This window comes from Herbaspirillum sp. WKF16, from assembly GCF_028993615.1.
Taxonomy (GTDB): Bacteria; Pseudomonadota; Gammaproteobacteria; order Burkholderiales; family Burkholderiaceae_D; genus Herbaspirillum.
The window spans coordinates 442,305-459,942 of the sequence record NZ_CP118632.1 but is presented as its reverse complement, the minus strand read 5'-3'; the positions used below and the strand labels follow the sequence as shown (position 1 = coordinate 459,942).

Here is a 17,638-nt window from a genome sequence, read left to right as displayed (position 1 = left end):
CTCAATAGTCCAGCGGCAAGGAAATACGCTTGCCATCGCGGGCCGACAGGTAGGTTGCGATCAGAAGCTCCAGCGACTTCAAGCCTTCACGGCCATCGGTTTCGGGGGATGCGTCACCGCGCAGGACGTTGATCACGTTGTCATAGTAGAGCGGATGGCCGAAGCCGTAGACCGATGTGGTCTGGTAACTGGCGTCCTTGATCTTCTCGTCGTCTTCATCGGAATCCGCGAATTCCCATTGCTGCACTTCATTGACGGCAACTCCGCCAATACGTGCAGTTCCCTTTTCGCCGAGGATGGTGATGCTACCTTCAAGATTCTTGGGATACGTCAGCATGGTTACATTCATGGAACCCAACGCACCGCTGCGCCAGCGCAAGCTGATGACACCGGTATCTTCCACCTCGATGTCGCGATCCAGGGTCGCCGTGTAAGCCTGCAGGCTCTCCACCGGGCCGACGATCCAATCCAGCAGATCCACATAGTGGCTGGCCTGGTTCATGAATGCGCCGCCGTCGAATTCCCAGGTACCGCGCCACTTCGCGCTATCGTAGTACTCTTGCGGCCTGGTCCAGAACACGTTCAGGTTGACCATGAAGATGCGACCGAAGCGCTTTTTCTCGACGGCTCGCTTGAGCAACTGCAGCGTGGCATTGCGGCGATTCTGCTTGACCACGAACAGGCGCACGCCTGCCGCGTCGCAAGCGGCGACCATGCGTTTGCCATCGTCCCAGCGGGTCGCCATGGGTTTTTCGGTAATCACATGGTGGCCGGCCTCGGCAATCTGGATCGCCTGCTCGCAGTGCAAGCCAGACGGTGTCGTCAAGATGTAGGCGTCGGCGTTCGACTCCTCGAGCATCTTGGCCAGGCTGGTGTAAGGCTTGGCACCGGTCTCAGCGGCCGCCTTTTGCGCAACATCAGGGTCGATGTCGCACACAGCCACGATCTCGGCGCGTTGCTCGTGCACGCCAATGGATGCGATATGGTTCTTGGAGATGCGGCCGCATCCGACCACTGCAAAGCGAATCTTGCGGTCCGTAATCGCGGGAGGATAGTGTCTCATCGATTGCGTCCTCAGGCTTTCACGACGTTGGGCGCGGCGCTCAGGTACACACCGCGGGTGTCGATAATCAATTTCGCATTATTCAAAATCAATTCGTAATCAAACGCATCGTGATTTGTCGCCAGCAGCAGTACATCATAGGACGCTATCGTCTCAGCGGTCAGCTCTATGCTCGACAGATCGAAATGATGCTCCCGCATCTTCGGAAATACCGGCACATGCGGATCAGCGTAGGAAACGTGGGCTCCTTTGTCGCGGAGAATCTCCATGAGCTCAACCGAAGGCGACTCACGCATGTCATCCACGTTCTTTTTGTACGCGATACCCAACACCAGCACTTTGGCCCCCTTGACGGAGCGCGAGCGGTCATTCAGCGCGTCGGTCAGCTTTTGCAGCACCCAGCTCGGCATATCGCTGTTGATTTCACCCGCCAATTCAATGAAGCGAGTATGCAGCCCGTACTGGCGGGCTTTCCATGTCAAGTAGAACGGATCGATGGGAATGCAATGTCCGCCAAGGCCCGGACCGGGATAATACGCAGTAAATCCAAACGGCTTTGTTGCCGCTGCACGAATCACTTCATGGATGTCGATCTTCATCTTATCTGCGATGATCTTCATCTCGTTGACCAAACCGATATTGACGGCGCGGTGAATATTCTCCAGCAACTTCGTCAATTCGGCCGCTTGCGTCGAGCTCACGGAGACCACTTTATCAATCGCAGGCGAATACAATGCCACGCCGACCTCCAGGCAATTCGGCGTGACGCCGCCACATACCTTGGGAATCGTTCTGGTTTCAAAGTTTGGATTGCCCGGATCCTCGCGTTCAGGCGAAAACACCAAGAACACGTCTTCGCCGACAACCAGACCTCCGGCCTCAACACGCGGCTTCAGTTCTTCTTCCGTGGTGCCTGGATAGGTAGTACTTTCCAGCGACACGATCTGGCGCTTACGCATATGCGGCGCGAGCGCCTCAACGGTATTGAGGACAAAACTCAAATCTGGCTCGCGATACGCATTGAGCGGCGTGGGCACACAAATGATTAATGCATCCGCTTCCGAGGCACGAGAAAAATCGGTGGTAGCCTCAAACCCGGCACTCCCGGCGCGGGCAATCGCATCGGCGGAAATGTGTTCAATGTAGCTCTCTCCGTTATTGAGCTTCTGAACCTTCGCCGAATCAATATCAATGCCAAGTACCTTGAAACCGATCTCGGAGTAGCGCAACATCAGCGGCAATCCAACATATCCAAGACCGACGATACCAATGACAGCCGATTTGTTTTGTAATTTTGCGATTAATTCAGCCTTCACCGCATTCACTTTCTCATTCATATAAATTATGACTATCTTTTCCAGATAAGCGTCTAAAAAATGCACCGCACCGAAGGGCAATTTGCAATTGTACTTCCTGTGCGCTGCAAAATGGCGATCAAGCCAGAGCTCCCGCAACGAATTTGATGGCGACGTTGCTATTTTTTAATGTGCCGGACCGCCCCGCACGACCATAATTGCGACTCATTCTCAAATGCAGCATTTGAATCAGCCCACTACCGCATATGCCATAGGCGACTTACAAGGATGCCATCTACCTTTTAGACGACTGCTCGCGACGCTTGAAGCGCAGCAGAAGCAGTCAGCGCTGATCCTCGCCGGCGACCTCATCAACCGCGGCCCCCAATCCCTGCAAACCCTGCGCACCGTCATGGCCATGGGCGGTCGCGCCCGGGCCGTGCTGGGCAACCATGACCTGCACCTGCTGGCGGTCTCCCAGGGCATTCGCCCGCTGCACAAGGACGACACCCTGCATGAGATCCTGGATGCGCCCGACCGCGAGGAGCTGATCGACTGGCTGCGCCGCCGTCCGCTGGCCATCCGCGAAGGCAATCACCTGGTCGTGCATGCCGGCGTGCTGCCGCAATGGGATCCGGAACAGGCGCTGGCGCTGGCCGGCGAGGTGGAGGCGATGCTGCAAAGCGACGGCTGGGTCGATTTCCTCACGCACATGTACGGCAACCAGCCGGCGCGCTGGAGCGACGAGCTGAGCGGCCACGACCGGCTGCGCTGCATCATCAACGCCTTCACCAGGATCCGCTATTGCAGCGCGGACGGCACCATGGACTTCGCCACCAAGGACGGCGCGAAGGAGCCGCCGCCGGGATTGATGCCATGGTTCGACGTACCGGGCAGGCGCACCGGGGATGTGACCATGGTGTTCGGCCACTGGTCGACGCTGGGGCTGGTGCTGCGCCCCGACCTCATCGCCCTGGATACCGGCTGCGTCTGGGGCGGCAAGCTCAGCGCGGTACGGCTTGAGGATCGGGCGCTGTTCCAGGTTGACTGCCCGCAGGCGCAGAAGCCGGGCTGAGCTCGTCGGCCGAATAACCCAGGCCCTCGGCGATCACCGCACGCGCCACGCGCGCCAAGTCGCGCCGGTGGGCGCCCTCGGTGGCGATCACCGGCAGTTGCCTGAGCTCGGCGGTCATGCCGTCGGACTTGAGGATGGCGAGGATGCTCTCCACGATGGTGGTCTCGCCGATGAAATTGGCGGCCGGGTGCAGCTGGCCGTCGCGTCCCACGTAGCGCAGCGCGTAGGGCTGCACCAACGCCTTCGCGTCGATCGCGGCCTCGAACAGGTTGGCGTGGAACGGCAGCAGCGTGCCTTGCGGCGCGGTCGTGCCTTCCGGGAAGAAGGCCACGTGCTCGCCCTTCTCGATGCTCTCCACCAGTCCCTTGAAGATGCGGCGCACGTCGCTGGCCTTGCCGCGCGAGATGAAGATGGTGCCGGTCTTGGCGCACAGCCAGCCGATCAGCGGCCAGCCGCGGATGTCGGACTTGGCCACGAAGCGGCAGGGCTGCAGCGAGTTCACCACGAAGATGTCCAGCCAGCTGATGTGGTTGGCCACCAGCAGCGAACGCGGAATCGGCTGCGGGCTGTCGATCCGGATGGCGATGCCGCAGATGCGCAGCAGCTTGCGCGACCAGCGGCGGATATGTCCTTCCCTGCCCTTGTCCGACGTGAACGGGAACAGGAAGGCGCAGATCGCCATGCCCAGGAACAAATGCGCGGTCAGGCGCAACGCACGAAAGACGAACATGTCAGGTCTGCCTGGCTGGACTGGCGATCAACGCTCGAACGCGATATGCCCGGACACCACCGTAGCCTTGACCACGCCCGGCAGTTCGTAGCCCAGGAACGGCGTGTGCTTGCCCTGGCTGGCCAGCGCCGACCCCTGCACCTTCCACATCGCGTTGAGATCGAACAGGCACAGGTCGGCCACGCTGCCCAGCGCCAGGCTGCCGGCCTTGAGGCCCGCGACCTTGGCGGCGCGATGGGTGATCTTGGCGATCGCCTTGGAGAGCACGTCGCGGCTCTCGCCTTCGGACTCCAGCGCCCACTTCAGCGACAACGACAGCAGCAGTTCCAGACCGGTGGCGCCGGGCGAGGCTTCGCCGAAAGGCAGCAGCTTCTCGTCGTCGTCCACCGGCGTGTGGTCGGAGCAGACGGCGTCGATGGTGCCGTCCAGCAGCGCCGCGCGGATCGCCTCGCGGTCGCGCTGCGAGCGCAGCGGTGGCGTCAGGCGAGCGTTGGAATCGAAGAAACCGATGTCGAGGTCGCACAGGTGGATGTGGTGCACGCCGACGTCGCAGGTAACCGGCAGGCCTTCGCTCTTGGCCTGGCGCACGAGCTCCAGGCCGGCGGCCGACGAGATGCGGCACAGGTGCACGCGCGCGCCGGTGGCGCGCATCAGTTCGAACAGCGTGTACAGCGCGATGGTCTCCGACATCACCGGCACGCCCGACAAGCCCAGGCGCGACGCCGCCGGGCCGCTGTGGGCGATGCCGGTGCGGCCCAGGTGCGGATCCTGCGGGCGCAGCCAGACGGTGTAGTTGAAGGTCTTGGCGTATTGCAGCGCCGAGAGCAGCACGGTAGTGTCGGTGATCGGCTCCTCGGCCTGCGAGAAGCCGATGCAGCCGGCCTCGGTGAGCTCGGCCATCTCGGTCAGGGCCACGCCCTTCAGGCCGGCGGTCAATGCGCCCAGCGGGTAGACGTGCGCCTGGTTCAAGGAGCGGGCGCGGTGCTTGAGCATTTCCACCAGGCCCGGCTCGTCCAGCACCGGATCGGTATCCGGCGGGCACACCAGGCTGGTGACGCCACCCTGGATCGCCGCCTGCATCTCGGACTCCAGCGTGGCCTTGTACTCGTAGCCGGGCTCGCGCAGGCGCGCCGACAGGTCGACCAGGCCGGGCGCGACCACCAGGCCGGTGGCGTCGATGGTCTTGTTGGCCGTGAAGTCGGCCGGCGCCTGGCCGATGCCGACGATCTTGCCGGCGGCCACGTACACGTCCTGCTGGGCATCGATGCCGTTGGCCGGGTCGATCAGCCGGCCGTTCTTGATATGCAGTTTCATCAGTTCAGTATCTTCTTAACGAGTCGTCAAAACGCCGCTTGCGTGCGCGCTGCTTGCTCTTTCCAGCCTCAGTTGCCGGCCACGATGCTCATCACAGCCATGCGCACCGCGATGCCGAAGGTCACCTGCGGCAGGATCACCGCCTGCGCGCCGTCGGCCACGGCCGAGTCGATTTCAACGCCGCGGTTCATCGGGCCGGGGTGCATCACGATGGCGTCCGGCTTGGCCAGCGCCAGGCGCTCGGGCGTAAGGCCGTAGCTCTTGAAGAACTCCTGCGCCGAGGGCAGCAGGGCGCCGCTCATGCGCTCGTTCTGCAGGCGCAGCATGATGATGACGTCGACGTCCTTCAAGCCTTCTTCCATGTTGTGGAACACGCGCACGCCCATCTGCTCCAGGCCGCCCGGCAACAACGTGCGCGGGCCGATGGCGCGCACTTCGGGCACGCCCAGGGTGGTCAGCGCGTGGATGTCCGAACGCGCCACGCGGCTGTGCAGGATGTCGCCCACGATGGCCACGCGCAGGTTGGTGAAGTCCTTCTTGTAGTGGCGGATGGTGTACATGTCCAGCAGGCCCTGGGTCGGGTGCGCGTGGCGGCCGTCGCCGGCGTTGACCACGTGGACGTGCGACTGCTTCGTGTCGATCAGGTGCTTGGCGATCAGGAACGGCGCGCCCGACTGCGCGTGGCGCACCACGAACATGTCGGCGTGCATCGCCGCCAGGTTGTCGATGGTGTCGAGCAGCGACTCGCCCTTGCTGGCGCTGGAGGCCTGGATGTTGAGGTTGATCACGTCGGCCGACAGGCGCTTGGAGGCGATCTCGAAGGTGGTGCGGGTGCGCGTGGAGTTCTCGAAGAACAGGTTGAACACGCTCTTGCCGCGCATCAGCGGCACCTTCTTCACCTCGCGGTCGCCGATGCTGACGAAGGACGACGCGGTGTCGAGGATGTGGTTCAGGATGGACTTGGGCAGACCCTCGATGGTCAGCAGGTGTTGCAGTTCGCCGTTTTTGTTCAGTTGTGGATTAAGCATGGACCACCGTCAGGGAGAATCGGCCGTCGTCGGCGCGTTGCAGTTGCAGGTTTTCTTGTTTGGAGAGCGTGACCGTCCGGGCCAGGAAGTCGGCGGCGATCGGCAGCTCGCGCCCGCCGCGGTCGACCAGCGCGGCCAGCAGCACGCGCGCCGGGCGGCCGTAGTCGAACAGCTCGTTGATCGCCGCGCGGGTGGTGCGACCGGTGTAGAGCACGTCGTCGATCAGCACGATGGTGGCGCCTTCGACGTCGAACGGGATCTGGCTGGGCTTGACGTCCGAACGCAGGCCCTTCTCGGAAAAATCGTCGCGGTAGAACGAGACGTCGATGAAGCCCAGGCGCTCGCCCAGCTTCAATTCGTCGGCCAGGCGCTCGGCCAGCCAGGCGCCGCCGGAATGGATGCCCACCAGCGCCACGTCGGAGGCGCCCTGCAGGCCCGCTTTGATCTGTTGCGCCAGCGCTTGGTACAGCGCTTCCGCGTCAAGCTGGGAAGGTGTTGTGCTCATGGATGTGCGTCGTCGAAGTATTGCTGCAAAATGATGGCGGCCGCCTGGTCGTCGATCTGCTCGCCGCGCTGCTGCGCGATCACGGCCGACGAATAACGCTCGTCGACCAGCGTCACCTCGACGCCATAGCGGCCATGCAATTGGTTGGCGAAGCGCCGGCAGCGCACGCTCATCTCGTGCTCGGCGCCGTCAGGATGCAGCGGCAGGCCGACCACGCAGCGCTTGGGCTGCCACTCGGCAATGAGCCGGCCCACCGCGGCGAACTTGCCGTCGTTGGTGGGCTCGCCGATCACCGCCAGCGGCTGCGCCTGCCTGAGGCCGGTGTTGCCTACGGCCACGCCGATGCGCTTCAAACCGAAGTCGAAGGCCAGTACGGTTTCCACGGCGACCTCAGGCGCGGCCGGCGTCGCCGGACAGCATCACCGGGTCGATGCCCAGCAAGGCCAGCGCCGCGGTGAATCGTTGCTCCACCGGCAGCTCGAAGATGATGGCCGGGTCGGCCTTCACCGTCAGCCAGCCGTTGCGGCCGAGTTCGCCTTCCAGCTGGCCGGCGCTCCAGCCCGAGCAGCCCAGCGTGACCAGCACGCGCTGCGGGCCGTTGCCGGTGGCCACGGCCTCCAGCACGTCCTTGGAGGTGGTCAGGGCGATCTCGTCGGTCACCTGCAGCGTGGAGGAGTACTTGTCGGAGCTCGAATGCAGCACGAAGCCGCGCTCGACCTGCACCGGGCCGCCGAACATCACCGGGCGGCGGTAGACCTCGGGCATGGCGTCGGGGGTATCGGGCTTGATGTCGAGCTTGAGGTTGATGCGGTCGAACAGCACGTCCATGCTCATGTCGGTGGGCTTGTTGATGACCACGCCGAGCGCGCCGTTATGGTTGTGTTCGCACAGGTAGACCACGGTGCCGCCGAAGATCGGATCCAGCATGGACGGCATGGCGATCAGGAAATGATTGGTCAGGTCCAGCTCCAGCGGCGGGCGGTCTTCCTCGTCGGCCGCGCCGTCGCCGGCCGGGTCTTCGCCGGATTCGGCGGCGGCCGCCTTGCGGCGGGACTGGGCAATGCGGAAAGGATCGAAAGCGCCAAAGGAATCCGCGGACTCGTCGATATCCTCGGCTGACAGGCTGAAGGGAGAATTACGTCTCTTGATCATCCCGACATTTTAGCAGTTTTGGCCGCGCCCCCATGCCCGGCGCGGGTAAAAGCGGGACGGGCGGGTAGCGGCGCGCGCGGCCTGAACTTTCCTCGCGGAAATCCCAGGCCGCATCTTGCCGTTCAGATCACGCCATGGCCCTTGAACCACGCCACCACCTGCACCCAGGCATCCTTGGCGTCGGCCTCGACATAGCTCGGGCGGTAGTCGGCGTTGAAGGCGTGGCCGGAATTGGGGTAGACGTGGAACTCCGACTTGTTGCCGGCCTTTTGCAGCGCTTCCTTCATCTGCTCCACGGTGGCCACCGGGATGCCCTGGTCTTTGCCGCCGTACAGGCCGATCACCGGCACCTTCAGCGACGGCGCCACATCGATCGGGTTCTGCGGGAACAGCGCGCTCTTGTCGCCGACGATGCGGCCGTACCAGGCGGCGCCGGCCTTGACCTTGGGGTTGTGCGCGCTATAGAGCCACACCACGCGGCCGCCCCAGCAGAAGCCGTTGATGCCCAGGCGACTGGTGTCGCCGCCGTTCTCGCCGGCCCATTTCACGTAGGCGTCGATGTCGCCCATGACTTGCTCGTCGGGCACCTTGGAGATGATCTCCTTCTGCAGCTCGGCAATCGAGGTGTAGGCCATCGGATTGCCCTGGCGCACGAAGAAGTCCGGCGCGATGGCCAGGTAGCCCAGCTTGGCGAAACGGCGCGCGATATCGGCGATGTGCTCGTGCACGCCGAAGATCTCCGAGACCACGATGATCACCGGCAGGTTGGTCTTGCCCTCGGGTTGCGCGCGGTAAGCCGGCACGCGCTGGCCGTTGACGGTGATGGCGACCTCGCCGGCGGTCAGGCCGTTGGTGTCGGTCTTGATCATGGTCTGCGCGCACACCGGCAGCACGGCGGCGGCAAAGCCCGTGCCCAGCGCGGTCTTGAGGAAGGTGCGGCGGTCCGGCGCGGCGGACAGGGCGGACTGGCCGAGCAGGCTGTCGAGGTCTTTGCGGAAGTCGTTCATCGGGTTCTCCGTGGTTCAGGCTGGTTGCATTGTTGTCGCAGCCGCGCGGCGCGGCATGCGCTGGGTCACTGCTGAATCGGTCACTGCTGAAGAAGCGGAAATACAGGAAATGCTGGCTGGCGGCGCTGGCGCATGCGGCCGCGCCAATGAAAAAGCGGCCCGCATGCAGGCCGCTTCGACAGGAAAGACAAGGGCTGCACCCTCGCGTTTCCACTGGCCGGCTTGCACTCCAAGCCGGATACTAACCGCAAACCGCGACTCGCGTATGAAACGGGCCCGCGGTGGGCGCGCAGTGGACGATTCAGCCCTGCACCGCCAGCACGTTGCCGGCCGGCAGCCCGGGCGCGGCCGGCGTGACGTCGATGGTGCGCTCGTCCTGCGCCGCATAGGCCGGCGCCGCCAGCGCCTGCGACGCGTCCAGCCGGAACACGCTGACCAGTTGCTGCAGGCCGGAGGCCTGCTCCTGCAGCGAACGCGCGGCGGCGGCGGCCTGCTCCACCAGCGCGGCGTTCTGCTGGGTCATGTCGTCGATCTGGATGATCGCTTCGTTGACCTGCTCGATGCCGCTGCTCTGCTCGCGGTTGGCGTGGGTAATCTCGGTCATCACGTCGGTCACGCGCTTGATGCTGGTGACGATGTCGGTCATGGTGCTGCCGGCCTGCTCCACCAGCTTGCTGCCGTTCTCGACCTTGCCCACCGAGTCGCCGATCAGGATCTTGATTTCCTTGGCGGCCGAGGCCGAGCGCTGCGCCAGCGAACGCACCTCCGACGCCACCACGGCGAAGCCGCGGCCCTGCTCGCCGGCGCGCGCCGCTTCCACCGCGGCGTTCAAGGCCAGGATGTTGGTCTGGAAGGCGATGCCGTCGATCACGCTGACGATGTCGGCCACCTTCTGCGAGGAGGCGTTGATCGACTGCATGGTCTCCACCACCTGCGAGACGATGGAGCCGCCCTGCACCGCGACGTCGGAGGCGGCCAGCGCCAGGTCGTTGGCCTGGTGGGCGTTCTCGGCGTTCTGCTTGACGGTGGAGTTGAGCTGTTCCATCGAGGAGGCGGTCTCTTCCAGCGCGCCGGCCTGCTGCTCGGTGCGCGAGGACAGGTCGAGGTTGCCGCGCGCGATCTCGGAGGAGGCGGTGGTGATGGTCTCGGAACCGCTGCGCACCTCGGCCACGATGGCGGCCAGCTTGTCGCGCATGGCCTTCATCGCCACCAGCAGGCTGTCGCGGTCGCCGGGACGGGTGTTGATGACCACGGCCAGGTCGCCCTCGGCGATCTGGCCGGCGATCTTCACCGCGTAGTCGGGTTCGCCGCCCAGCTTCCTGAGCAGGTGGCGCGTGAGCCAGACCGCGGCCAGGATCGCGGTGATCACGCCCACCGCGCTGGTGACCAGCATCAGCAGCCGCGCCTGCGCATAGGCGACGGCGCTGGCGGCGGCGGCTTCCTTGTTGAGCTTGTCTTCCAGCACGGCCAGCGACTTGAGCTCGACCTGCCAGGTCTTCTGCACCGGCAGGTACTGGTCCTTGAGGAATTGCGCCAGCTCATAGGCCTCGCGACGCTGGCCGAATTCCACCGCCTGGGTGATCAGCTTCTCGGCATTGTCGGCCTGCGCCTTGATCTTGGGCAGCGCCGCCTTCTCTTCGTCGGTGGTGCCTTCCGATTCGGCGAACAGCTGCTGCAGCTTCTGCGCCGACATCTTGTACTTGAGCGTCTGGGCGTCGATGTATTGCGCCTCGATATCCACGTCCTCGGGCGCCGCCGGCAGCATCAGGTTGCGCAGCGAGATGGAGCGCTCGGCAACCGTATCCATCATGTCCTTGACCAGCGCGCCTTCGGGATTCTTGATCTCGACCACGTTGGTGAAACGCGCCTGCACCTGGTGCATGTTATAGATGCCGAACGCGGTCACCATCACCATCAGCAGCACCACCCATGCGAACCCGAGTCCCAGGCGCGCGCCCACTTTCATCCCTGACTTCATCACGTCTCCTCCTAGTGTCATCACCGGAGGCGTTGGTCGATTGGCGGGGGAGCACGCGCGCGGCTGCGCGGCATGTGCGATTGGTGCGATGTCCCCTGCCGGCGTTCCCGCCGCAGCCTCCTGCCCGTGCCGGACGTCCCTGTCCGGCCTGCCCTCTCCGTCGTCCCGTCTTGATTGTGCTGGGGCGGTTGCGGCGGAGTCTTCCTGCTTTCTTGTTGTTGATGCTTGCAGCTTTTTTCGGTGCGCCGGCCAGCGCGTCTTTCGTTTTCTATGTGCGTCGCGCGGGCCGGCTTATCCGGATGGCAATGTCTTTTTATTACGTAACTTCCAGCGTAACTTGAGGCCTTCCGGAATTAATGCGCCTCTTCCCAATTCTTACCGATTCCTACCTCCGCAAGCAAGGGAACTTTCAGCTCCGCAACATTTTTCATCAGTTCCGGCAGCTTTTCACGCACCAGCTCCAGTTCTTGTTGCGGGACTTCCAACACCAGCTCGTCGTGCACCTGCATGATCATGCGCGTGCCCAGCTTTTCCGACTCCAGCCAGTCTTGCACGGCGATCATTGCCAGTTTGATCAGATCGGCGGCGGTGCCCTGCATCGGCGCATTGATCGCCGCGCGCTCGGCGCCCTGGCGGCGCGGGCCATTGGGCGAATTGATCTCGGGCAGCCACAGGCGGCGGCCGAACACGGTCTCGACGTAGCCGCGCGCCTTGGCCTGCATCCGCGTCTCGTCCATGTAGCGCTTCACGCCCGAGAAGCGCTGGAAGTATTTGTCGATGTACATCTGCGCGGCCGAGCGCTCGATGCCCAGGTTGCCGGCCAGGCCGAAGGCGCTCATGCCGTAGATCAGGCCGAAGTTGATCACCTTGGCGTAGCGGCGCTGCTCGGACTCGACCTTCTCGGGCGCGATGCCGAAGATCTCGGCGGCGGTGGCGCGGTGGATGTCCTCGCCGTCGGCGAAGGCCTTCAACATGTTCTCGTCTTCGGAGATGTGCGCCATGATGCGCAGCTCGATCTGCGAATAGTCGGCCGAGACGATCACGCTGCCCTCCGGGGCGATGAAGGCTTCGCGGATGCGGCGGCCTTCGGCGGTGCGCACCGGGATGTTTTGCAGGTTGGGATCGTTGGAGGCCAGGCGGCCGGTGACGGCCACCGCCTGCGCATAGTTGGTGTGCACGCGGCCGGTGGCCGGGTCGATCATCTTGGGCAGCTTGTCGGTGTAGGTCGACTTCAGCTTGGAGAGGCCGCGGAAGTCCAGCAGCACCTTGGGCAGCGGATAGTCCTCGGCCAGCTTCTGCAGCACCTCCTCGTCGGTGGAAGGCGCGCCGGAGGCGGTCTTCTTCACCACCGGCAGCTCCAGCTTGCCGAACAGGATCTCGCCCAGCTGCTTGGGCGAATTCAGGTTGAACGGCTGGCCCGCCAGTTCATAGGCCTGCTGCTCGATCTCCAGCATACGCCGGCCGAGGTCGTGCGACTGCTGCTCCAGGCGGGCGCTGTCGATGAGCACGCCGTTGCGCTCGATCTTCTGCAGCACCACCGAGGTCGGCACCTCGATCTTCTCGTAGATGAAGCGCAGCTTGTCGTCGTGCTCGATCTGCGGCCACATGGCGCGATGCAGCGCCAGGGTGACGTCGGCATCCTCGGCGGCGTATTCGGTGGCGCGGTCGAGCGCCACTTCGTTGAAGCCGATCTGCGAGGCGCCCTTGCCGCAGACCTCGGCGTAGCTGATGGTCTTGCGGTCGAGGTGGCGCGCGGCCAGGCTGTCCATGTCGTGCGTGCGGTGCGACTCGAACACGTAGGACTCCAGCAGCGTGTCGTGCCGGATGCCGGCCACCTTCACGCCGTAGTTGGCGAAGATGTGGCTGTCGTATTTCATGTGCTGGCCGAGCTTGGGCCGGGAGGCGTCTTCCAGCCAGGGCTTGAGCCTGGCCAGCACGTGTTCGCGCGCCAGCTGGGCCGGCGCGTCCTGGTAGTTGTGACCGACCGGGATGTAGGCCGCGCGGCCCGGCTCGCAGCACAGCGAGATGCCGACCAGCTCGGCGCGCATCGCGTCCAGCGAAGTGGTCTCGGTATCGACCGCGGTCAGCTCGGCGGTGCCGATGGCGGCGATCCATTTGTCCAGCTGCTCGTCGGTCAGCACCATCTCGTAGTCGACCGGCGCCGCCGGCGCGAACAGGCCGCCCTGCGCGGGCGCATCCGCCTGCGCGCGCTCGCCCGGCGCGGCGCGGCCGGCCGCGGCCAGCGGCGTGGAGGCGGCGCCCTCTTCGCTGATCTCGCGCAGCCAGGTGCGGAAGTTGTAGCGGGTGAAAATGTCCTTCAGCGCGGCCTTGTCCTGCTCTTGCATGGCCAGCGATTCGAGGATGGAGCTCATGTGCGCCGACAGGTCGCAGTCGGTCTTGACGGTCACCAGAACGCGTCCCTGCGGCAGCCAGTCCAACGCACGGCGCAGGTTGTCGCCGACCACGCCGGTGATCTTGGCGGCGTTTTCCATCACGCCGTCCAGCGAGCCGTAGGCTGCAAGCCACTTGACCGCGGTCTTGGGTCCGCATTTTTCGACGCCGGGCACATTGTCGACGGTGTCGCCGATCAGGCTCAGGTAGTCCACGATACGCTCCGGCGGCACCCCGAATTTTTCGGTCACGCCCTTGATGTCCAAGGTCTCGTTGCTCATCGTGTTGACCAGCGTGACGTGCTCGTTGACCAGTTGCGCCATGTCCTTGTCGCCGGTGGAGACGATGGTCTCCAGGCCGGCGGCGGTGGCCTGCACCGACAGCGTGCCGATCACGTCGTCGGCCTCGATGCCCTCGACCATCAGGATCGGCCAGCCCAGCGCGCGCACCGCGGCGTGGATGGGCTCGACCTGCAGCGCGAGATCTTCCGGCATCGACTTGCGGGTGGCCTTGTATTCGGCGTAGAGGTCGTCGCGAAAAGTCTTGCCCTTGGCGTCGAATACACAGGCGACGTAACTTGCGGGATAATCGTTACGCAGTCGGCGCAGCATATTGATGATGCCGTACAGCGCACCGGTTGGCGCACCTTCCGCGTTACGCATATCGGGCAGGGCATGAAACGCGCGATACAGGTAACTGGAACCATCAACTAACAACAAGGTTTTTTGCATATGGAACAAAGAGGAAAGAAAGTACCGCGCTTGCGGGAAGTGGGCGACGTTGAGCGCGCGACGGCGAAGAAGGCGCGCGAGTCCTGGCACGTACTCACGATTATGGCAGAATTCATCGAATCGACCGAACGCCTGTCGGAGCTGCGCCCGGCCGTTTCGATCTTCGGTTCGGCCCGCACCAAACCCGACGATCCGCACTACGCGCTGTGCATCGACATCGCGCGCCGCCTGTCCGACGCCGGCTATGCGGTGATCTCCGGCGGCGGCCCCGGCATCATGGAGGCGGCCAACAAGGGCGCCTTCGACGGCGCCTCGCCTTCGGTCGGGCTCAACATCGAGCTCCCGCATGAGCAGCACGGCAATGCCTGGCAAGACATCTCGCTGTCGTTCCGTCACTTCTTCGCGCGCAAGGTCGCCTTCGTCAAGTATGCCGACGCCTACGTGGTGCTGCCGGGCGGCTTCGGCACGCTCGACGAGCTGACCGAGGCGCTGACCCTGATGCAGACCGGCAAGTCGCGCCTGATGCCGGTGATCCTGGTGGGCAGCCAGTTCTGGGCCGGCCTGCTGGACTGGATCAAGACGCGCCTGGTCGACGACGGCATGATCTCGCACAAGGACCTGAACCTGCTGCAGGTGATCGACGATCCGGCCGAAGTGGTCAAGGCTATCCAGAAATTCCACGCCGAGAAGGACCAGCCGGCCGACACCCCGGTCGAAGCCGAACGGCAAAGCGGCATGTTCCTCTGATCGGCCCCGCCATCGGATGGCCCGGCCCGCGCCCCGCGCGGGCTTTTTTATGCGCGCCGCCGCCAAATGTTGTCGCAACGACCATGGACTCGCTCAAACGCAGGGAGCCGGGAACGATGGTTTGCTACAATGGCCTAAAACAACACCACCTTTCCCCTATAGATCATGAAACCATCCTCCGTCTGGTCCAAAGAGTCCCTGGCCGCCGCCCTGCTGTGCGCCGCCGCCGGCCTGGCAGCCCCGCTGGCCGTGGCGCAGCAGCCCGCCGCAGCGCCTTCCGCGCAGCCCGCGCCGCCGCCGCCCGAACTGGAGAAACTGGAGGAAGGCGAGCCGCCGGCCGTGACCATCCGCAAGCCGGGCGACGACAACAGCAGCAGCGGCAACAGCATCAAGGAACAGCGCGACCACGGCCAGACCAAGGAAATCGAAGTCAAGTCCGGCCCCAGCACCTACTACATCCGCCCCAACAAGAACCTCGGCGGCTCCACGCCGGGCGACGCCCAGAGCGCGCCCGCCACCTCGGCGCAATGGAAGGTCGGCGAGTTCGACTGGGGCGTCAAGAAGAAGGCCGAGCAGGACGGCGACGCCGCGGCCGACACCAAGAAATAAGGTTGCGCGCGGCAGCCTGGCCGGGCCGGCGCTGCCGCGACGCTTCAAGGTTTTCCCGATCCCGCGCGGATGACGCGCGGTCGGGTTCAGGGACGGGGAAGCGCGGCATCATTACCCCATGAGCAGCCTTCCCGCGGCCTGCCGGACTCGACGCCGGCGCGCCGCATCAGCATCCGCAAGCATCACTTCTTTCATTTTTCGTCATGGCAGTCTTTACTCAGGTCAGTCTGGAACAACTCTCCGACTGGATCAAACAATTCCCGCTCGGCCGCGCCACCTCGATCAAGGGCATCTCCTCCGGCATCGAGAACAGCAACTTCTTCATCGGCACCGAGCGCGGCGAGTACGTGCTGACCCTGTTCGAAAAACTGCACATCGAGCAGCTGCCCTTCTACCTGGAACTGATGCGCCACCTGGCGCAGCGCGGCATCCCGGTGCCGGCGCCGGTGGCCAATGAACAAGGCGCCATCGCCAACCTGCTCAACGACAAGCCGGCCGCCATCGTCAGCAAGCTCGAAGGCGAGTCGCAGCTGGCGCCGCAGGCGCCGCATTGCGCGGCGCTGGGCGACATGCTGGCGCGCATGCACCTGGCCGCCAAGGATTTCAAGATCATGCAGCCCAACCTGCGCGGCCTGGCCTGGTGGCTGGAGACCACGCCGACGGTGCTGCCCTTCCTGCCGGCGCCGCTGGGCGAGCTGCTGCAATCCGAGGTGCAATACCAGAAGGGGTTCGCCGCCACCGCCGACTACCGCGCGCTGCCGCGCGGCCCGGTGCACGCCGACCTGTTCCGCAACAATGCGATGTTCGTGGGAGAGCGCCTGTCGGGCATCTTCGACTTTTACTTCGCCGGCTGCGACACCTGGCTGTTCGACCTGGCCGTGACCGTCAACGACTGGTGCGTGGATCTGGATACCGGCGCGCTCGACCTCGAGCGCAGCGAAGCGATGCTGGCCGCCTACCGCGCCGTGCGCCCGTTCTCGGACGCCGAACGCACCGCCTGGCAGCCCATGCTGCGCGCCGCCGCGCTGCGCTTCTGGCTGTCGCGCCTGTACGATTTCTACATGCCGCGCGAAGCCGAGATGCTCACGCCGCACGACCCGACGCATTTCGAACGCATCCTGCGCCTGCGCATCAACGAGGCGCCGCCGGCGCTCTGAGCGCCTGCGGCGCGATACTGAAGATATGGAAAAAATTCCCGCAAAAGACGGCTGGCTCTGGGTAAGGCAAGGCTTCGCGCTGTTTCGCAAGCAACCCGCCGAGATGTCCACGCTGTTCCTGTCCTACATGTTCCTGATGCTGGCCCTGGGCATCATCCCGGTGCTCGGCCAGATGCTGCCGCTGGTGCTGATCCCGGTATTCGCCATGTCCTTCATGCAGGCCTGCCGCCAGGTCGAGAAGGGCGAGCGCGTGTACCCCAACCTGCTGCTGGCGGGCTTTCGCGATCCGGCGCGCAATACGCTGCTCAAGCTCGGCCTGCTCTACCTGCTGGCGGCCACGCTGGCGGTGGCGGTGTCGGCCCTGGCCGACGGCGGCGTGTTCTGGAAAGCCATGATGGGCGGCGGCCTGTCGGCCGAGGAACTGGAAGCCGGCATCGGCGGCATGCGCATCGCCATGCTGATCTCGGCCGCCCTGTACGTGCCGGCGGCGATGGCCTTCTGGTACGCCGCGCCGCTGATCATGTGGCAGCGCATGCCGCTGGGCAAGGCGCTGTTCTACAGCTTCTTCACGGTGCGCCGCGCCGGCGGCGCCTTCCTGCTGTACGCGCTGATCTGGATCGTGATCGCGGTCATGGTGCCCACGCTGATCAGCCTGGCCATCACGCTGCTGACAGGCAGCATCAACGCCGTCATCTTCGTCATGCTGCCAATCTCGATAATATTGACGGTGGTCATATACTGCTCCTTCTACCCGACATACACTGCGGTTTTCGGAAAGCCCTCGAACGGCCCCGACAGCCCGCCACCAGCAGGAGACAGGCCGCTCTGATCACGCATCAGGCAGCCGCTGCGCCGG

General features: G+C 64.5%; 16 protein-coding genes. 5 read left to right on the top strand and 11 right to left on the bottom strand.

From position 1 onward, the window contains the following. Position 1 precedes the first annotated feature (1 nt). Together Herbaro_RS02060 and Herbaro_RS02055 are read right to left on the bottom strand one after the other, a co-directional pair. Entirely contained in the window at positions 2-1,063 is a 1,062-nt protein-coding gene (locus tag Herbaro_RS02060) for a Gfo/Idh/MocA family protein (RefSeq protein WP_275012183.1), read from the bottom strand. 11 nt (positions 1,064-1,074) lie between these two features. Next, positions 1,075-2,400: a nucleotide sugar dehydrogenase gene (locus Herbaro_RS02055; protein WP_275012182.1), complete on the bottom strand. Its 1,326-nt coding sequence runs from the start codon at positions 2,398-2,400 to the stop codon at positions 1,075-1,077. Between the two features lie 193 nt (positions 2,401-2,593). Between Herbaro_RS02055 and Herbaro_RS02050 the strand changes: the two genes are divergently transcribed. Then, positions 2,594-3,433: a symmetrical bis(5'-nucleosyl)-tetraphosphatase gene (locus tag Herbaro_RS02050; RefSeq protein WP_275012181.1), complete on the top strand. Its 840-nt coding sequence runs from the start codon at positions 2,594-2,596 to the stop codon at positions 3,431-3,433. On the opposite strand, the gene Herbaro_RS02045 is transcribed toward Herbaro_RS02050, so the two are convergent. The 9 genes from Herbaro_RS02045 to polA all read right to left on the bottom strand — a co-directional run bounded on the left by Herbaro_RS02045 (position 3,363) and on the right by polA (position 14,269). Then, the gene (locus Herbaro_RS02045; protein WP_275012180.1) at positions 3,363-4,163 is read right to left on the bottom strand and encodes a lysophospholipid acyltransferase family protein; all 801 of its coding nucleotides are present in this window, start codon (positions 4,161-4,163) and stop codon (positions 3,363-3,365) included. The genes Herbaro_RS02050 and Herbaro_RS02045 overlap by 71 nt on opposite strands. Before the next feature lie 27 nt (positions 4,164-4,190). After that, complete coding sequence (locus tag Herbaro_RS02040) at positions 4,191-5,477, bottom strand: dihydroorotase (RefSeq protein WP_275012179.1); 1,287 nt, start codon at positions 5,475-5,477, stop codon at positions 4,191-4,193. Between the two features lie 68 nt (positions 5,478-5,545). Further along, positions 5,546-6,505, bottom strand: coding sequence for an aspartate carbamoyltransferase catalytic subunit (locus tag Herbaro_RS02035; protein WP_275012178.1), 960 nt, complete (start codon positions 6,503-6,505; stop codon positions 5,546-5,548). Then, positions 6,498-7,010, bottom strand: a complete 513-nt coding sequence (pyrR, locus tag Herbaro_RS02030) for a bifunctional pyr operon transcriptional regulator/uracil phosphoribosyltransferase PyrR (RefSeq protein WP_275012177.1) — start codon at positions 7,008-7,010, stop codon at positions 6,498-6,500. The genes Herbaro_RS02035 and pyrR overlap by 8 nt, the downstream gene beginning before the upstream one ends. After that, entirely contained in the window at positions 7,007-7,393 is a 387-nt protein-coding gene (gene ruvX / locus Herbaro_RS02025) for a Holliday junction resolvase RuvX (RefSeq protein WP_275012176.1), read from the bottom strand. Before ruvX ends, pyrR begins: the two co-directional genes overlap by 4 nt. 7 nt (positions 7,394-7,400) lie before the next feature. Further along, a complete protein-coding gene (locus Herbaro_RS02020) occupies positions 7,401-8,162 on the bottom strand; it encodes a YqgE/AlgH family protein (protein ID WP_275012175.1) in 762 nt (253 codons plus the stop codon). A 122-nt stretch (positions 8,163-8,284) separates the two neighbouring features. Next, the gene (locus Herbaro_RS02015) at positions 8,285-9,169 is read right to left on the bottom strand and encodes a dienelactone hydrolase family protein (protein WP_275012174.1); all 885 of its coding nucleotides are present in this window, start codon (positions 9,167-9,169) and stop codon (positions 8,285-8,287) included. A gap of 301 nt (positions 9,170-9,470) precedes the next feature. Continuing rightward, a complete protein-coding gene (locus tag Herbaro_RS02010; protein ID WP_275012173.1) occupies positions 9,471-11,147 on the bottom strand; it encodes a methyl-accepting chemotaxis protein in 1,677 nt (558 codons plus the stop codon). A 353-nt stretch (positions 11,148-11,500) separates the two neighbouring features. Beyond that, positions 11,501-14,269, bottom strand: a complete 2,769-nt coding sequence (gene polA, locus Herbaro_RS02005; RefSeq protein WP_275012172.1) for a DNA polymerase I — start codon at positions 14,267-14,269, stop codon at positions 11,501-11,503. Here polA and Herbaro_RS02000 point away from each other — a divergent pair, their 5' ends adjacent. The 4 genes from Herbaro_RS02000 to Herbaro_RS01985 all read left to right on the top strand — a co-directional run bounded on the left by Herbaro_RS02000 (position 14,270) and on the right by Herbaro_RS01985 (position 17,611). Beyond that, positions 14,270-15,016 carry an LOG family protein gene (locus tag Herbaro_RS02000; RefSeq protein WP_275012171.1) on the top strand — a complete coding sequence of 249 codons (747 nt, stop codon included), beginning with the start codon at positions 14,270-14,272 and terminating at the stop codon, positions 15,014-15,016. Between the two features lie 165 nt (positions 15,017-15,181). Further along, a complete protein-coding gene (locus Herbaro_RS01995) occupies positions 15,182-15,625 on the top strand; it encodes a hypothetical protein (protein ID WP_275012170.1) in 444 nt (147 codons plus the stop codon). 203 nt (positions 15,626-15,828) lie between these two features. Then, positions 15,829-16,782 carry a homoserine kinase gene (locus tag Herbaro_RS01990; RefSeq protein WP_275012169.1) on the top strand — a complete coding sequence of 318 codons (954 nt, stop codon included), beginning with the start codon at positions 15,829-15,831 and terminating at the stop codon, positions 16,780-16,782. Positions 16,783-16,807: 25 nt separating this feature from the next. After that, the gene (locus Herbaro_RS01985) at positions 16,808-17,611 is read left to right on the top strand and encodes a BPSS1780 family membrane protein (protein ID WP_275012168.1); all 804 of its coding nucleotides are present in this window, start codon (positions 16,808-16,810) and stop codon (positions 17,609-17,611) included. The last annotated feature ends 27 nt before the right edge of the window (positions 17,612-17,638 follow it).

Bases quoted from the DNA above. Each gene is read 5' to 3' on its own strand.
- Herbaro_RS02055 (WP_275012182.1), bottom strand. From the start codon at position 2,400: ATGAATGAGAAAGTGAATGCGGTGAAGGCTGAATTAATCGCAAAATTA.
- Herbaro_RS02000 (WP_275012171.1), top strand. From the start codon at position 14,270: ATGGAACAAAGAGGAAAGAAAGTACCGCGCTTGCGGGAAGTGGGCGAC.
- Herbaro_RS01995 (WP_275012170.1), top strand. From the start codon at position 15,182: ATGAAACCATCCTCCGTCTGGTCCAAAGAGTCCCTGGCCGCCGCCCTG.
- Herbaro_RS02020 (WP_275012175.1), bottom strand. From the start codon at position 8,162: ATGATCAAGAGACGTAATTCTCCCTTCAGCCTGTCAGCCGAGGATATC.
- Herbaro_RS01990 (WP_275012169.1), top strand. From the start codon at position 15,829: ATGGCAGTCTTTACTCAGGTCAGTCTGGAACAACTCTCCGACTGGATC.
- pyrR (WP_275012177.1), bottom strand. From the start codon at position 7,010: ATGAGCACAACACCTTCCCAGCTTGACGCGGAAGCGCTGTACCAAGCG.
- Herbaro_RS02010 (WP_275012173.1), bottom strand. From the start codon at position 11,147: ATGAAGTCAGGGATGAAAGTGGGCGCGCGCCTGGGACTCGGGTTCGCA.
- Herbaro_RS02035 (WP_275012178.1), bottom strand. From the start codon at position 6,505: ATGCTTAATCCACAACTGAACAAAAACGGCGAACTGCAACACCTGCTG.
- Herbaro_RS02060 (WP_275012183.1), bottom strand. From the start codon at position 1,063: ATGAGACACTATCCTCCCGCGATTACGGACCGCAAGATTCGCTTTGCA.
- Herbaro_RS02050 (WP_275012181.1), top strand. From the start codon at position 2,594: ATGCAGCATTTGAATCAGCCCACTACCGCATATGCCATAGGCGACTTA.
- Herbaro_RS02045 (WP_275012180.1), bottom strand. From the start codon at position 4,163: ATGTTCGTCTTTCGTGCGTTGCGCCTGACCGCGCATTTGTTCCTGGGC.
- Herbaro_RS02040 (WP_275012179.1), bottom strand. From the start codon at position 5,477: ATGAAACTGCATATCAAGAACGGCCGGCTGATCGACCCGGCCAACGGC.
- polA (WP_275012172.1), bottom strand. From the start codon at position 14,269: ATGCAAAAAACCTTGTTGTTAGTTGATGGTTCCAGTTACCTGTATCGC.
- Herbaro_RS01985 (WP_275012168.1), top strand. From the start codon at position 16,808: ATGGAAAAAATTCCCGCAAAAGACGGCTGGCTCTGGGTAAGGCAAGGC.
- Herbaro_RS02015 (WP_275012174.1), bottom strand. From the start codon at position 9,169: ATGAACGACTTCCGCAAAGACCTCGACAGCCTGCTCGGCCAGTCCGCC.